Raw genomic sequence first — 15,402 nt, 5'->3', positions numbered from 1 at the left:
TTCGGACCCTGGGATGCTATTCCTTCACCCCAATAGCTGCAGTGGGGTCCTTTAATCTTCTGAAAATCAGAAAATCTCGCCTTTAAGGTCAGATGAGTCCGATAAAAGCATCTACTTACAAATGTTATCGGTTCAAGTAAAGATTCTTTTAAATCGCTCGTTTGAACTGGGTATTGTACAGCTCGTAATAAACACCTTGCAGCGCAAGAAGCTCTTTATGACTGCCTTGCTCGGCAATTCCGCCACCCTGAATAACGAGTATACGATCAGCATCCTGGATGGTACTAAGCCTATGGGCGATCACAAAGCTTGTTCGTCCCTTCATTAGCTTTTCCATCGCCTGTTGAATATGCATTTCCGTACGCGTATCCACACTGCTGGTTGCCTCATCTAGGATCAAAATAGCTGGATCAGCTAGAATGGCGCGGGCAATCGTTAAAAGCTGACGCTGGCCGTGGCTCAAATTACTGCCTTCCGCATGGAGAATAGTCTCATATCCATGCGGCAGTCTATTGATAAAGGCATCTGCATTGGCCAATCTTGCCGCTTCCTCTACCTCTTGGTCAGTCGCATCAAGACGGCCAAAGCGAATATTTTCCCGAATCGTTCCCGAGAATACATGCGCGTCTTGCAATACCATTCCCAATTGACTACGAAGTGCATATTTATCCAGCTCTCCAATATCGCGGCCATCAATGAATATGGAGCCGCCGCTCAAATCATAGAATCTGATCAGCAAGTTGACAATGGTCGTTTTTCCAGCACCCGTTGGGCCGACAAGCGCAATTTTCTCTCCGGGTTTTGCTTCAAACGTAACCCCACTCAGAATTGGTGAATCCGGCTTGTAAGCAAATGAAACGTCTTTGAAAACAACGTTCCCTTTTAACCTTGGCAGATCGTCACTTTGTTCATCACCGTCACCGTATTCGGATGGCATATCCATAACTTCAAACACACGCTCCGCACCAGCAATTGCCGACTGAATTAGATTGTACTGGTTAGCAAGATCGGAGATCGGTCGTCCGAACTGTTTGGAATACGTAAGGAAGCTAACGATTACGCCAACCGTAGCCATGTTATGAAAAGCCATCCAGCCACCCACCCCGGCAATGATCGCAAATCCAAGGTTATTAATCATGTTCATGACCGGTCCCACTAATCCGGAAACAATTTGTGCTTTAATGCCGACTTTATTCAACTCTCCACTGATTTTGCGGAACCGTTTCACTTCTGTCTCTTCCCTGCTGTATTGTTTGACTACTTTTTGTCCGCTGATGGTTTCTTCGATAAATCCACCCAATTCACCTAAATGGCGTTGCTGATTTTTAAAATAAGTTCGACTTAAACCTATGATTTTACGGCTGGACAATAACACAAGAGGGATCGTTATCAGTGAAACTACGGTCAACGGAACGTTCATCATTAACATGATCACTAGTGAACCGCTTAATGTGATCAAACTGTTTAATAACTGGGTCACACTCTGATTAAGTGTACTGGATACGCTCTCTATATCGTTGGTTGCCCGGCTCATTAGTTCTCCGTTAGCTTGCGTGTCAAAAAACTTGATCGGTAGCTGTTGATATTTGCTGAACAAATCACGACGCAGCTCGAATACGGTATTTTGTGAAACGGAGGTCATAACATAGGCTTGCACCCAAGCAACCACACTGCTTAGCCCATAAATACCAATTAGGAGTAGACAAAAGCGAATTAGACCCTGATAATCGTGGGGAATTACGGCAGTGTCAATGGCTTTACCGATTAGATAAGGCCCAATCAACGAAAGGATTGCATTCAACACAGTAAATACATATACAATGATTAACCCGAACCGCTGGCGGTTCAAATAAGTCCAGATGCGTTTGAGTGTGCCCGCTTGATTCTTAGCGCGTACGATCGGCACAGCTCCGCCGCGTCCGGGACCAGATCCCTGTCCAGGTCCGAATCCTCCTGATCGATTAAAAGGAGTGGTGTTCATGCCGTTATTAAGCTTTGACATAAGGCACCTCCTCTCCCTTCATCTGTGATCTCCAAATATCTCTGTATATTTCACTGCTATTCATAAGACCATCATGTGTACCTTGTACAGCAATTCGGCCGTTTTCTAATACCAGAATACGATCAGCGTCAATTACAGAGGTGACACGCTGAGCTATCAAAATATTCGTGCTGCTACGCAGCCGTGTTTTTAACATCTGCCGGATTCGTGACTCTGTCGCTGCATCGAGCGCACTAGTGCTGTCATCCATAATGAGGATTGTTGGCTGAATTAAAAGTGCCCGTGCAATCGAAAGCCGCTGCTTTTGCCCACCGGACAGGTTAATGCCACGCTGGCCGAGCTCTGTATCGTAACCCTGTGGAAGTTCTAAAATGAAATTGTGAGCTTCAGCGGCTATTGCTGCTTCTTCCACTTCCTCATCTGTGGCATCCGGTCTGCCATATCGGATATTATTGCGGATAGTACCGCTGAACAGAGTAGCCTGCTGCATAACATATCCGATTCTGCTACGTAAATCTTCCAGAGCAATCATACGAGTGTCGGAGCCATCAATAGAGATGGATCCAGAGGACACTTCGTAAAACCGGGGAATGAGGCTGACCAATGATGATTTACCAGTACCGGTGGCACCAAGAATGGCGACTGTTTCTCCTGGCTCCGCAGTGAAATTAATACCGTCTAACACTAGATTTTCATCCGTAGGATCATAAGCAAAAGATACATTGTCAAATACGATCCGACCGTTGTGTATGGCATCTTTTTTAGCGTTGGCAACTTCTGTAATCTCACTAATGGTGGAAAATACTTCATTCTCCCGATCGGCAGAAACCTTGGCTCGTGAGAAGAAGGTCAACATATTGCTTAACATCAGCATTGACATCAACAATTGGGTTATATAGTTAATAAAAGCGATCAGCTGACCAACTGGCAGCCCACCGTTCCAGCTTTGCACTCCCCCAAACCATAGTACAGCAACAATACTGGCATTTAGTACAAGCATCATTAGCGGCATATTTAATGACATTAACCGTACCGCTTTTATCGCAATTTCTGTATAATCCTTGTTAGCTGTATTAAAGCGTTTCTGTTCATGATTAGCGCGGACGAATGCTTTGACTACACGGATGCCGGATAAATTTTCCTGCAACACTGTGTTCACACCGTCTAATTTGACCTGCATTTTTTGAAACAAAGGAAAAGAAAGTCGGATTAACCCATACAATATTAAACTCAAGAGTGGCACGGCAACGGCTAGGATGAGGGTCAGCATAGGACTAATCCGGATGGCCATCACCAAGCTTCCGACTAATAGCAATGGAGATCGAATACTCCTCAAAATCATTTGCACAAAGGTTTGCAGCTGCACCACATCATTTGTTAATCGCGTAATCAGTGAGCCCGTCTTCAATTGATCCAGGTTCTTGTTAGAAAATTTCTGAATATGTTCAAACAAGCTAATCCGCAAATCATTACCGAAGTTTTGAGAAGCAATGCTCGAAAAAATAGTGCAGCCCACCCCACCAATTAGACCGATAAACGCTACACCAAGCATAATCAGTCCGGTCGAGAAAATATGTGACAAATCTTTTGTCATAACACCCTTATCCACAATGCTCGCCATGAGCGTGGGCTGCAGTAAATCCATAGTCACTTCGACCAGCATCAGCAATGGTGCCAACACACACCACACCCAATATGGCCTCAAATAATGCTTAAGCTTCCACATTCCGCCACCTTCAATTGTTTAAGATAAATACGTGATTTTAGAACTAATCGGTGTTCTGGGTTTCGCATTCGGCATTTCCTCCGGATAACCCATTCCAAATATCCCAATAACATCGTAATTTTCTTGAACATTAAGAATCTCACGATTATGAGGCAAAGCCCCCAGCGAAGCCCAATACGTACCTACACCTGCTTCATGTGCAGCTAATAGGAAATTTTGTACGAAACAAGCAGCAGCCATAACATTCTCATCGCGTTCAAACGCAGTTGCGGCAGGCTTAGACAGAACTGCAAAAACAACAGGTGCGTTGCCAAAATCCGTCTTATGTTTTAATTTCGCTCTAGTATTGGGTCCGATGAAAAGAAGCTCCCAAGGTTCGGTCATACGATGATTAGGAGCGTAACTTGCAGCCTCCAGCCATGAATGTAACTCCTCTTCACCTATTGGAGTCTGTTTGAATTGTTTTATACTTCTACGGGTTTTAATGAGCTCAGTTATTTTCATCTTTTTCTTTACTCTCCTCTTTTTTAACATTTGATGTTGTATCTTCTGGAGCGATCTCATGAATCTGAAAGATTTGTTTAAACTCTTCAATGATCGCTTCCGTTGCTTTTAATTCACCGCTAACCACTTGTTTAATCGATTCAAGCTCAGGCTGATTTAACTGCCGCTGTAATGTAGCCCGGTTAACCATAAGCTTATCTAAAAAAGCGATGGCTCTGCCACGGCGAAAAGTTTGAGCACTTTTAGGATGTTGATCCATTTGTTCTGTCATCCCATGTTTCATAAAGCCACGATCTCTGTGTTCTCCGTGCTCCCTATGACCGCCACGTTTGCCGATATGTCCTTCACGCATTTTATTTCCTCCTTTTGCAGTAGTGTATACATTTGTATACGCGTTCTTCATGTATACAAATGTATACGATAGAAACCATTTCTGTCAAGATCATTTTTCCATTTTGTAACATCATAATTGCTCATTTTATATCTGAAAAAACAATAAAAACCCGCATAAAGTGCGGGCTTAAAGAGAAAAATTATCAAATTCAACGGAGTGATTTATAGGGAAAAACTATTTTTCTTATACTCCTGAACGGATACTCCCATTACTTTTTTAAAACAGTTACTGAAGTAAAATGGATCTTTAATGCCTACCTTTTCAGCAATTTGATAAGCTTTCCAATCCGTTTCATTCAGAAGCTTCACCGCTTTTTCCATTCTGCACTTGAGAAGATAATCCGTAAAGCTAATCCCTATGTCCTGCTTAAAGATCCGGCTAAAGTAACTGGAATTCATGTGGAATTTATTCGATACATAGGATAAAGACATCTCCGGAATGTGCATCTCCTGTTGAATAAATTCTTTAACTTCATGGATAATATTATTGGTTTTTTTGCTACGTGCCCGGGTTACTTGAGAGGTTACCTTCTCTGTGAGTTCAAGTAATGTCTGTTGCATGTCTGGCAGGCTATCGAGCTCAAAAATCCTTTTATATGGCGAAATATCGAAAGAAAGATTATTATCTATTATAACTCCCATTTCAGCGAGTGAATTGATTAATGTGGAGACAAATTGGGCGGAAACCAACCTAGCTCGTTCCACAGAAAAAGCCTTGGACTTCTCCAAATCCTGAAACATTTTCTCGATGGATTGCATAGCCTTGTCTAAGACACCAGCTTTTACAAAAAACAAAATTTCCTCAATTTCATTCGTCTTAACTTCCCAGGATCGGCCCCCGAAATGAATTTCATCATTAAAAAAATAGATGGCGTTACTGCCCTTTAACTTACCATATCTAACTGCCTCCAGCGCCTCTTTATAGGATTCTTTGATCCTATTGAAATCCGTACAGGTACTACCTACGCCAATGCAAGCTTTGCATTCAAGCTTTTCATGGAGCGATTGGGCCAGCCACTCTCCAATCTTCGTAAGATTCTGATTATCTTTTCTATTAAGAAGGACAATGCGTTGACTGTTATCAAAAAAAACTTCGATTCCCTCATACTCTTCAAGCGCGTAATCAATAAACCTCTTACAACGCAAAGACTGCAGGATTCGTTGTTCCTCCCCTTCTTCTAAGGAGATTTGAAGTTCAATGAGCATGATTGAAAACAGGCTGTTCGCTGAGTCAGGAAAAAAGTAATGGAACCGGCTGTCCAGCTGATCGGGGTCCCAGAGGCCTGATAGCAAATCATTTAGAAATTTTTCTTTTAGTTGAACGGCGTTTTCTTTTAACTGTCGATTCAGTTCCTGATATTCGTTCCACCGCTCTGTCTCTTCCCGGATTTTCCCATGAAGATCTACCGCAACTCTTCGTACTTCCTCGGATTGAAGCGGCTTCAAGATAAAATTTTGTACTCCAATGTCCAGGCTTCTCTTTGCATATTCGAATTCGGGATGTGCAGTGATGATCACAATTTTGACTAGCGGATACCTTTCTTTTATCAACCGGCTTAATTCCAGTCCATCCATAAAAGGCATACTGATATCTGTAAATACTACATCCGGTTTCATCGTTTCGATCAGATCTAACGCTTCGCTTCCATTCGAGGCCTCACCTACGAATCTGTAACCAACCGCTTGCCAATCTATAATGATGGGAACAATTTTTCTCGCATTAATTTCATCATCCACAATAATGGCTCTGAGCAGTTCAAGCTCCATGACTATTCCCCTCCTCAAGCGGTAGTTCCAATTCAATCCGAGTTCCTTCTCCCGGTGCACTGACCAAACTACAATTCATATCCGCCCCATAGTACAGCTTCAGACGCATCAAAGTACCGCGCAACCCAAAACTGGACTCATTTTGCCCATAGGGCTCAGCTTGCATTTCCCGGCGTTTGTCTTCATTCATGCCCACACCATCGTCTTCCACGATTAACTTCAGTCGATTCCCCTGAATTCGGGCAAGGATGCGAATCTTACCACACTCCCCTAAAGGGCGAATACCATGATAAAGCGCATTTTCTACAAGCGGCTGAAGCGTCAATTTGGGTATCCGAACATACTCAGCTTCTTCCGGCACCTCAATTTCACTGGTGAAAATTTCTGGATAGCGAATATTTTGTATACTCAAATAACTTTTAGTGATCTCTACTTCTTCTCTTAACGTTACTACATCACTGCCCTTACTAAGACTCTGACGATAGAAGGCTGCAAGCTCAGAAATAATCTGGTACGCCTCATTATTATTTCCTGACAAAGTTAAATAGCCAGCTGATTCTAACGTGTTATATAAAAAATGTGGTTTAATTTGCTGCTGCAAAATATCCAATTCGAGTTTCCGAATCAATTTCTGTTCTTCTTTCTCCCGCTTCAGCGCTTGCTCAATGGTCACAATCATATTGTTATACCTATCTTTCAACTGGTTCAGCTCATCAGTTCTCGCCTCGTACCGAACCAAACTAAACTCTCCAATCTCCACTTTTTTCATGGATCGCAGCATATGTAAAATAGGTGTTGTAATGAATCTAGAAATCCAGACGGAACCTAAAAATATAGAAATGAAATTAAACAGCATAATCATTAACAGCATTAGATTAAATTGACGATAGGGGCTTTCCCATTCCCCCAGAGGCTGAGCGCTAGTAAACTTCCAACCACGATCCATTGAAACCAGAGAAGAGATCAGATAATTATGATCTTTGATCTTTACGATTTTGCTACTGCCGAGCGGCACATCAAGCATAGAAGAGTTTGTATAAGTCGATAATTCAGGTTTTGTAAAATCAAGGAGTGTCTCATATCCAGTTTCGATCATTAAATCAGGTTTATTATCGTTGATCGAACGTTCATAGCTTTTTTTCAGCTCCTGAACCGTAATGTTCACGACTAGTACTCCTATTTTCTTGGAAGTGTTCATGTCGTTTACGATACGAATCAGAGAAATATATTGTGGATCCTGCTGGGGTTCCTTCGTCTCAAAATTGAAGATACCTCCGGCATTTTTCCTCCAAATTGCTTTTCCGTCCAAGGCGACCGCCTCGGAATACCATTCCGCTGACTCGATCCCATCCGTTCTGATCGGTTTTGCAGACTGCAAATCAATCGCAAACTTACGTCCTGCATTATCGAATAGATAGACAGAAGAGATAGAGGGCTCTGCGAGCATAAAATCTGACAGAGCCACCTCTAGCTTGTAAGTTAAAATTCCGATGTCGTTACCCGCCAGATCACTGCCCAGAACTTCCTGAACTGTATTGTTCGACACGATCATCTTGGAATAATTATTCGTGCTGTCAAGAAGTGATTCGATTCCGGAATTCATGGCGTTTAAGGTTTGAAGCGATACCTCACCTACCTTTTCCTCGGTGAATTTCTCATTGATTCGTTGGTACATAATACCGCTTGCAATCATGGAAACCACTAATAAGGCCAAGTAGTAAAAAACGATTTGTGATCGGATACGTGCAAACCTCATCGGTAACCTCCTGGCCGATAATTAAGCGAATACGGACCTTTATTTATAGCTACTTCAATACGATACTAGTATAGCATTTTTCGAAGGATTCCTATCCCATTGCTTTAGCCCTTAACTGCCCCGGCAATAATGCTTTTTTGGACTTGGTTACTTAGGAACAAGTAGATAATGATCATGGGTAGTGTAGCCACAACCATTCCAGCGAACATAGGTCCGAATTCTGTGGCATAGGCACTTTTAAACGAATTGATGGCGACGGTAATTGTTGCTAAGTCAGGATCATTAATGAACGTATTAGCAAACATCAGTTCGTTCCAAGCGGATAAAAAAGTAAAGATGGAAGTGGTTACGATAGCCGGCTTTACAAGCGGAAGCATAATACGGAAAAAAACCTGATAAATATTGCAGCCGTCTACAACGCTGGCTTCTTCCAACTCCCCTGGCAGCGCTCTAAAAAAACCAATCATGATAAAGATTGTAGTAGGAAGTGCACTAACGGTATAAGGAATGATTAAAGCCCACGGTGTATTCAGCAAACTTGTCATTTGTAACATCTGAAAGACAGGTAGCAGCGTAGCATGTACGGGGATCATCAATCCCAGCATAAAGAAAGTAAGCACCACATTATTAAGCTTCCACTTCATTCTTGCGACAGCAAAAGAAACCATTGCCGATAACAGAGCAGAAATAATGACAGTTACCGTTGTATACATAAGGCTGTTCAAAAAGTTACGTGCGATATTCGCCTTAAAAAGTGCGTAGTCGTAATTCGCCCACCGCCACTCATTAGGCAAGCCCATCACATTTGAGCCTGTAATTTCTATGTTTGTTTTAAAGGATGAAAATACAAGCCACACGAGCGGATACAATTGAATAACGGCGAAGATTAGAAACGCAAGCTGCAAAACAACCTTTGGCCAGCGGCGGTTATGTGTTGTTGTCATTAGCTCTCCTCCTTATCATCGTAGGTTCTGATCAGTTTTTGTAGAACTAAGTAGAAAAAGAGACATTCCACAACCATAAACACGGCCATCGCACTGCCGTACCCATACATATTGCGATTAAAAATCGATGAATACATCAACGTACTTGGAACATTAGTTTCCGGTGTTGGGTAGCCATTGCTCATAATGAAGACTAAATCGAAAAACTTCAATGATCCCAATACAGCAAATATGACGCATACCTTCAGGATTGGTGAAATAAGTGGAATGGTGATAGAGAAGGCGGTTCTTATACTTGATGCTCCGTCAATTTTTGCAGCCTCGTACAAATCTTCAGGAATCCCTTTGATGGCAGCGTACATTAGAAGCATATGGTAGCCGATATATTGCCAAACGATTGGAATCATAACACTAATTAGTGCTGTTCCGCTTTCCGTTAACCAATCATGTGTCCAGGAGGACAAGCCTAGTTGATTGAGTATCGTATTCAGCAAGCCATATTCAGGCTGATAGATTTTCAGAAACATAACCCCGATGACAGAGGAGGATACCAAGACTGGAATGAAATACAAAGTACGATACAGCTTTTCACCCCACACCCCTCTGGCAAGAACCAGAGCGAGCACCAGAGCTATCGGAAGTTGCATGAAAACAGAAAGAACTGCCAGATACAATGTATTAAGTATCGAATGATTAAAATCCATGCCGTACGTATCTGTAAAAAATAAATCCTTATAAGAAGCTAAACCGATAAATTTAGCCGGTTGAATCCCATCCCAGTCCAGCAGACTGTAATACATGGACTGAAGGATCGGGAAAAAACCAACAAGAATGTATAAAATCAAAGCAGGAACAACAAATACGGCGATAGCCTTTTTGTTTCCGAATACTTGATGCATGCTTCACTCCACCTTTAAATCGATCAGGCGGCGAACAATTCTCGCCGCCTGACGCAGATTATTGTCCTTGATTGACCTTGCTCTGTAATTCTTTCGTGTAGTCTTCAGGTGTTGTTTTTCCGGCAACGAATTTCATCAGCGAGCCGAACATAGATTCAGTGTCATTACCATTCAGCATTTGATCCCACCAGTAGGAGAAACCTGTTGCTGAAGAAGACAACTCACCAATTTGCAGAGCCAGTGGATTCATTTGAGAAGTGTCACCTACATCAACTTTCCATGCTGAGGAGCCTGAACCAGCCAGAAATACTTCTTTAGACATGGTCTCAATAAAGAACTTGTATACTTCCCATATTCTTTCCTTGTTTTTCAGATCGGCATTGAGCACGAATGTTTCACCCGAACCTCCGAACCACTCGTCAGCATTTCCTTTCCCCCCTGGAATGGTTGGAAATTTAATCGGTACCACTTTACCTTTGACCAGAGAGTTATCATCTTCAATCTGTCCGTTGACCCAAGCACCCATGAACATCATAGCTGCTTTGCCTGATAGGAACATATTTGTCGCGTCATCATAAGAAGTTCCAACAAAATGTTTGCCGAAGGAGTCCGCATCAATCAATTGTTTGTATTTCGCGGCAGCTTCTGTGAATTCAGGTGTGTCGAATGATCCTGTTTTCGTTAAAGCGGCATTTACAGCATCCACGCCTGCCATCCGGATGGCTAGAATCGCGTTCCATTGCATGGCTGGCCATCTGTCTTTAGCCCCAAGTGCAATCGGCTGAATACCTTTTGCTTTTAGTGCTTCAATCGCAGCAACAAGCTCATCCCATGTTTCCGGAATTTTTGCTCCTGCTTGCTCAAATAGTTCTTTATTAACGTACATTTGAGCAGTAGCTATATTGATCGGCAGACCGTAAAGCTTGCTATCGAAGACGAAATTGTCTGTCGTACCTGGTACGATTTGGTCCAGCGTTCCATCTTTTGCGAGATCATCAATGGACAGAATCCGGTTCCCCGCTATAAATGGCTCAGAGAATCCGCCACCCCAGGTGTAAAAAATGTCGGGCAGTTCATTGGCTGCTGAAGCCGCTTTCACTTTTGTTTTATAAGATTCGCCCCCAACACCTACATGCTCGATTTCTACATTAGGGAATTTAGCCTTGGTTGCCTCAAGTGCTTTATAAAAACCAACAAACCCACCATCTTTAGAATTTGGATCCGCGAATTGAGACCACATGGTAATCTTGAGCTTCTCTTCCGCCGCAGTTGTTTTTCCCGTATTGCCTGCGTTTGCATTAGCCTCGGAATTCACGTTATTCCCGTTGTTCCCACCACAAGCAGTGATAAGCATGGACATAGCCATCAACACTGTTAGAGTTAGGTTCATCCTTTTTTTGTTGACTTTTTTCATTCTTTTTCGCCCCCCATTTTTATATTGCTTACAGGACTAATTATATAAATCAATTTATCAAGTGAACATGAAAGCGTTTTACTTTATGATGTATTCTCTTTACATTAGACATTTTTCTTTATTAACTACACATAAAGAAGACCTCTGATTTCTTCAGAAGTCTTCTTTTTTCATTCATATCAAAACCTAGGGCATGAACACCTCTATATAGCTGAGTGGCTTAGGTTCTATCTTCTCTATTATCAGAAGTTATCTCATGAATCTGAAACATATGAATGAACTCATCGATGATCGCTTCCGTAGCTTTTAATTCACCACTAATGAGCTGTTTTGCAGATTCAAACTCTGACTCTTTTAGCTGCTGCTGCAACGCCGAACGATTAATCATTAGCTTGTCCAAAAATGCGATAGCCCTAGCTCGACGAAAGGTCTGAGCACTTTTGTGAGGATGCTCCGAACCCTCCTTGACTCCATTTATATTCATTTCTCCATGCTCTCCGTGTTCTCGATACTCGTTATAACCGTGCATTTCTATGTGTCCTTCGCGCATGTTATTTCCTCCTCTAACTCCGATTACAAATGTATGGCCCATTAATAAGACCGGGCAAGACGGAAGCCAAGATCATCTACGCTAAATGTTGGATGACTACGACGGCGGCATGTGGCTCCACATCCTCTGTCCTCTTCTGCCCAGCTGCCTCCCCGAAAAATTCGATAGGAGCCATACACTTGTTCATCATATAAATCCCAGCACCATTCCCATACATTTCCTAACATATCATAAAGTCCCCAAGCATTGGGTTCCTTTTGTCCTATTTCGTGGAGTTCGCCACCTGAATTTTCATTATACCAAGCAATTTTATCCAGTTCTCCATATTGATAACCGGAAGTTCCTGCTTTACATGCATATTGCCACTCTGCTTCTGTTGAAAGTCGATATCCGTTTGATTCCTTATCCCAAGTAATGAGTTTACCATCTTCACCTATAGTATAAGCTTCTATAAATCCAGCTTTCTGGGAAAGCAGATTGCAAAAAGAGATGGCTTCAAACCATGAAATATTCACAACCGGTTTTAGATCTCCGTGAGATGAGTTGTTAATTATAGCATTGTATAGATCCACAGTTACAGGATAAGGTGCAAGAAGAAACGGTTTGATTTCTGCTTTCCATCTACGCTTTATCCGATCATCTCTTAATTCTATTTCTCCCCCTGGAATTGCAACCATAGGATAGTCCAAATAGCTCTCAATTTCGATCGACACTCTAGCTGCCTCCTAACTATTATTTTAATCATGTATTGACGGGTATACAGAATAGAACTATAATCTATACAATTCCTAGAAACATACTATGAATTATAAAAAATAAGAAACATTAAATCATCCTTAGTTTGTCCACAAGAAGGAGTGTAAACACATGCCAAATGTTCAAACTTTCAAAGCAACTGCTCATTTGCAAGACGGCGTTAGGGTCGTTACTAATGTAAGACAATTCGAGCTGGTCATCGACGAACCGACAAGTCTAGGGGGTACGGATACAGGAATGAATCCTGTTGAAGCTTTGCTCGCTTCTTTGGGTGCCTGCCAATCCATTGTAGCTCGGGTCTACGCCTCTAAATTTGAGGTGGAGCTTGAAGATTTCAGAGTAGATGTGGAAGGTGACTTGGATCTCGACGGATTCTTCAACCGCTCTGAAGTACGTCCTGGCTATTCCGATATTCGGTATACATTCTACATAAAGACTCCATCCCCTGCTGAGAAGGTCGAACAGTTCGTACAATTTCTGGAGAGCAAATGCCCTGTAGGTGACACCATTGCTGCTCCGGTTAATCTCAAGCTACATCGTATTGTGATTGAAAATTAACCGTTTTATAATGCTGAGAGAGCTGCAAAGTTGCGTAAAAGCGACTAAGCAGCTCTTTTTCATGACCTGTTCTCCGACTTCATATAATGTTAAAAATGATGCCTTCGGAGGAACCCAAAAAATGACGGATATACTAAGAAAAGTAGATAAAGAAATCGAACGTTTGACAACGTTCTTGCAACAACAGCAGAAGGATGACGGCTCATGGCATTTTTGTTTTGAGAACGGGATTGTGATCGATGCTTATATGATCATTCTCTTTAGGGTGTTGAACCGACAGAATGAAACCCTCATTCGGCAGCTACATGAACGCATTCTTGACGCACAACAGCGAGAGGGTTTCTGGCAGTTATATAAGGACGAAGAAGCTGGGAACTTATCCACATCGGTCGAAGCTTATTATGCCCTGCTCTACTCTGGGTACAGTAAGATAACAGACGAGCCAATACAGCGTGCTAAGCGTTATATACTGTCTAAAGGTGGATTAGGCAAAGTCACAAGTATCTTAACTAGAGTCATTCTCGCCGCAACGGGTCAAAGCAAGTGGCCTTTAGCAATTTCTTCGATTCCACTGGAGGTGCTTTTGTTTCCGTCTTACTTCCCTATTAACTATTTCGAATTCTCTGGCTACTCTAGGGTACACCTCACTCCTATGCTCATTATGGCCGATCGGCGATTTTCGATCACTACAGCCCATGCTCCTGATCTGTCAGATCTTATGGAGACACGGTTGGATGCAAATGAATCGCCTACCCGTGGATATCAGGAGCTGCAGGATGTTATTCAAATGGGTTTGAGCAGATTACTCGGGAGTCCACACTACATACATGAAGCTGCCAAAAACAAAGCAGAGCAATATATGCTCCAGCGAATCGAATCCGACGGTACCTTTTACAGCTATGCCAGCAGTACAATTCTTATGGTTTTTGCCCTGCTTGCTCTCGATTATGATCGGCAGCATCCAATAATTACACAGGCCATTCAAGGTCTCACCGCGCTGCAATGCCAATCAAATCATAAAACTACAATTCAAAACTCTCCATCTACAATATGGGATACAGCGTTAATCTCCTATGCTTTACAAGAGGCTCAAATTCCGGTTGATCACAAAGGAATAAAACACGCTGCATCTTATCTTCTGGATAAACAGCATCATCAAACTGCTGATTGGAGCATCCATAATCCGGATACAGTTCCCGGTGGGTGGGGATTCTCTGAGTCCAATACAATCAATCCGGACGTAGATGATACAACGGCAGCCTTGCGAGCCATCCGAAGCTTATCAACAATTCACCCTTCATATCTGGAATCATGGAATCGCGGTCTGAATTGGGTCCTATCGATGCAAAATAACGACGGCGGCTGGCCGGCATTCGAAAAAAACACCAATAAAGAAATGCTCACATGGCTCGCTATCGATGGTGCTAAATCTGCAGCCATTGATCCTTCGGAAGCAGATCTTACCGGACGAACTTTGGAGTTTCTCGGAAACTTCGCTGGTTTAAATACACAACACGAGTTCATTAAACGGGGTACGAAATGGCTGATTCAACATCAGGAGAAGGATGGTTCGTGGTATGGAAGATGGGGTGTTTGTTATATTTATGGCACTTGGGCATCATTAACAGGCCTGCAGGCTGTTGGGCTCCCTATAAATCATGATACGTTGCAAAAAGGAGTGAAGTGGCTCCTAAGCATTCAGAACTCGGACGGCGGCTGGGGGGAGTCTTGTCACAGTGATCGGCTTCTACAATATGTTCCTTTAGGAGAAAGCACACCTTCTCAAACCGCCTGGGCACTTGATGCACTCATCGCGGTTCAGCCGGAGCCAACAGCAGCGGTGGAAAAAGGGATTCAAAGACTAATCACGTCTATTCATGAAGAAGATTGGAAAACTTCTTATCCAACTGGCGGTGGACTCCCCGGTAATTTCTATTCCAATTATCATAGTTACCGCTATATCTGGCCACTACTCACATTGAGTCATTACAGAAAAAAATACGGTCAAGGATAATACTCGGTAATATCTTGCGTTGTCCTGCTCCACTTCTTAACTGTCTCGAAAAAGTTTGGATCGCCAGAGCAGCAATCGTCCGTTACTGGAGAATCTCGTTGCTCTGATGTTATGAATCG

The 15,402-nt window shown here is 42.6% G+C and carries 13 protein-coding genes; 2 read left to right on the top strand and 11 right to left on the bottom strand.

Features of this window, described 5'->3' with window-relative positions:
- Positions 1-148: 148 nt before the first annotated feature.
- The 11 genes from NSQ50_RS14790 to NSQ50_RS14740 form a co-directional block, all read right to left on the bottom strand.
- Complete coding sequence (locus NSQ50_RS14790; RefSeq protein ID WP_081386831.1) at positions 149-2,002, bottom strand: ABC transporter ATP-binding protein; 1,854 nt, start codon at positions 2,000-2,002, stop codon at positions 149-151.
- Positions 1,989-3,728, bottom strand: a complete 1,740-nt coding sequence (locus tag NSQ50_RS14785) for an ABC transporter ATP-binding protein (RefSeq protein WP_076222528.1) — start codon at positions 3,726-3,728, stop codon at positions 1,989-1,991. Before NSQ50_RS14785 ends, NSQ50_RS14790 begins: the two co-directional genes overlap by 14 nt.
- 18 nt (positions 3,729-3,746) lie before the next feature.
- Positions 3,747-4,232, bottom strand: coding sequence for a nitroreductase family protein (locus tag NSQ50_RS14780; protein ID WP_036677894.1), 486 nt, complete (start codon positions 4,230-4,232; stop codon positions 3,747-3,749).
- Positions 4,219-4,584, bottom strand: coding sequence for a hypothetical protein (locus NSQ50_RS14775; protein WP_051490998.1), 366 nt, complete (start codon positions 4,582-4,584; stop codon positions 4,219-4,221). The genes NSQ50_RS14780 and NSQ50_RS14775 overlap by 14 nt, the downstream gene beginning before the upstream one ends.
- 203 nt (positions 4,585-4,787) lie before the next feature.
- Positions 4,788-6,392, bottom strand: coding sequence for a response regulator (locus NSQ50_RS14770; protein WP_076222530.1), 1,605 nt, complete (start codon positions 6,390-6,392; stop codon positions 4,788-4,790).
- A complete protein-coding gene (locus NSQ50_RS14765) occupies positions 6,382-8,148 on the bottom strand; it encodes a cache domain-containing sensor histidine kinase (RefSeq protein ID WP_076222532.1) in 1,767 nt (588 codons plus the stop codon). Before NSQ50_RS14765 ends, NSQ50_RS14770 begins: the two co-directional genes overlap by 11 nt.
- 104 nt (positions 8,149-8,252) lie before the next feature.
- Positions 8,253-9,092 (bottom strand): carbohydrate ABC transporter permease, encoded by an 840-nt coding sequence (locus NSQ50_RS14760; protein ID WP_076222535.1) that lies wholly within the window; start codon positions 9,090-9,092, stop codon positions 8,253-8,255.
- Complete coding sequence (locus NSQ50_RS14755) at positions 9,092-9,991, bottom strand: carbohydrate ABC transporter permease (RefSeq protein WP_076099267.1); 900 nt, start codon at positions 9,989-9,991, stop codon at positions 9,092-9,094. The genes NSQ50_RS14760 and NSQ50_RS14755 overlap by 1 nt, the downstream gene beginning before the upstream one ends.
- 58 nt (positions 9,992-10,049) lie before the next feature.
- Entirely contained in the window at positions 10,050-11,405 is a 1,356-nt protein-coding gene (locus NSQ50_RS14750) for an ABC transporter substrate-binding protein (protein ID WP_038570948.1), read from the bottom strand.
- Between the two features lie 220 nt (positions 11,406-11,625).
- Positions 11,626-11,955: a hypothetical protein gene (locus NSQ50_RS14745; RefSeq protein WP_256715514.1), complete on the bottom strand. Its 330-nt coding sequence runs from the start codon at positions 11,953-11,955 to the stop codon at positions 11,626-11,628.
- A 41-nt stretch (positions 11,956-11,996) separates the two neighbouring features.
- The gene (locus NSQ50_RS14740; protein WP_176462527.1) at positions 11,997-12,632 is read right to left on the bottom strand and encodes a formylglycine-generating enzyme family protein; all 636 of its coding nucleotides are present in this window, start codon (positions 12,630-12,632) and stop codon (positions 11,997-11,999) included.
- A 190-nt stretch (positions 12,633-12,822) separates the two neighbouring features.
- Here NSQ50_RS14740 and NSQ50_RS14735 point away from each other — a divergent pair, with 190 nt between their 5' ends.
- On the top strand, positions 12,823-13,269 hold the full coding sequence (locus NSQ50_RS14735; protein ID WP_036677906.1) for an OsmC family protein: 447 nt from the start codon (positions 12,823-12,825) through the stop codon (positions 13,267-13,269).
- Between the two features lie 121 nt (positions 13,270-13,390).
- On the top strand, positions 13,391-15,283 hold the full coding sequence (shc, locus tag NSQ50_RS14730) for a squalene--hopene cyclase (protein ID WP_076099269.1): 1,893 nt from the start codon (positions 13,391-13,393) through the stop codon (positions 15,281-15,283).
- Positions 15,284-15,402 lie beyond the last annotated feature (119 nt).

The sequence above is a fragment of the Paenibacillus sp. FSL R10-2788 genome (genome assembly GCF_038003885.1).
GTDB classification, from domain to species: domain Bacteria; phylum Bacillota; class Bacilli; order Paenibacillales; family Paenibacillaceae; genus Paenibacillus_AQ; species Paenibacillus_AQ odorifer.
This window is presented reverse-complemented; position numbering and strand designations above follow the sequence as displayed.

What these genes read in the sequence shown, in the direction of transcription:
- NSQ50_RS14770 (WP_076222530.1), bottom strand. Translation starts at nt 6,392, where the DNA reads ATGGAGCTTGAACTGCTCAGAGCCATTATTGTGGATGATGAAATTAAT.
- shc (WP_076099269.1), top strand. Translation starts at nt 13,391, where the DNA reads ATGACGGATATACTAAGAAAAGTAGATAAAGAAATCGAACGTTTGACA.
- NSQ50_RS14735 (WP_036677906.1), top strand. Translation starts at nt 12,823, where the DNA reads ATGCCAAATGTTCAAACTTTCAAAGCAACTGCTCATTTGCAAGACGGC.
- NSQ50_RS14775 (WP_051490998.1), bottom strand. Translation starts at nt 4,584, where the DNA reads ATGCGTGAAGGACATATCGGCAAACGTGGCGGTCATAGGGAGCACGGA.
- NSQ50_RS14790 (WP_081386831.1), bottom strand. Translation starts at nt 2,002, where the DNA reads ATGTCAAAGCTTAATAACGGCATGAACACCACTCCTTTTAATCGATCA.
- NSQ50_RS14765 (WP_076222532.1), bottom strand. Translation starts at nt 8,148, where the DNA reads ATGAGGTTTGCACGTATCCGATCACAAATCGTTTTTTACTACTTGGCC.
- NSQ50_RS14740 (WP_176462527.1), bottom strand. Translation starts at nt 12,632, where the DNA reads ATGGTTGCAATTCCAGGGGGAGAAATAGAATTAAGAGATGATCGGATA.
- NSQ50_RS14745 (WP_256715514.1), bottom strand. Translation starts at nt 11,955, where the DNA reads ATGCGCGAAGGACACATAGAAATGCACGGTTATAACGAGTATCGAGAA.
- NSQ50_RS14755 (WP_076099267.1), bottom strand. Translation starts at nt 9,991, where the DNA reads ATGCATCAAGTATTCGGAAACAAAAAGGCTATCGCCGTATTTGTTGTT.
- NSQ50_RS14785 (WP_076222528.1), bottom strand. Translation starts at nt 3,728, where the DNA reads ATGTGGAAGCTTAAGCATTATTTGAGGCCATATTGGGTGTGGTGTGTG.
- NSQ50_RS14760 (WP_076222535.1), bottom strand. Translation starts at nt 9,092, where the DNA reads ATGACAACAACACATAACCGCCGCTGGCCAAAGGTTGTTTTGCAGCTT.
- NSQ50_RS14750 (WP_038570948.1), bottom strand. Translation starts at nt 11,405, where the DNA reads ATGAAAAAAGTCAACAAAAAAAGGATGAACCTAACTCTAACAGTGTTG.
- NSQ50_RS14780 (WP_036677894.1), bottom strand. Translation starts at nt 4,232, where the DNA reads ATGAAAATAACTGAGCTCATTAAAACCCGTAGAAGTATAAAACAATTC.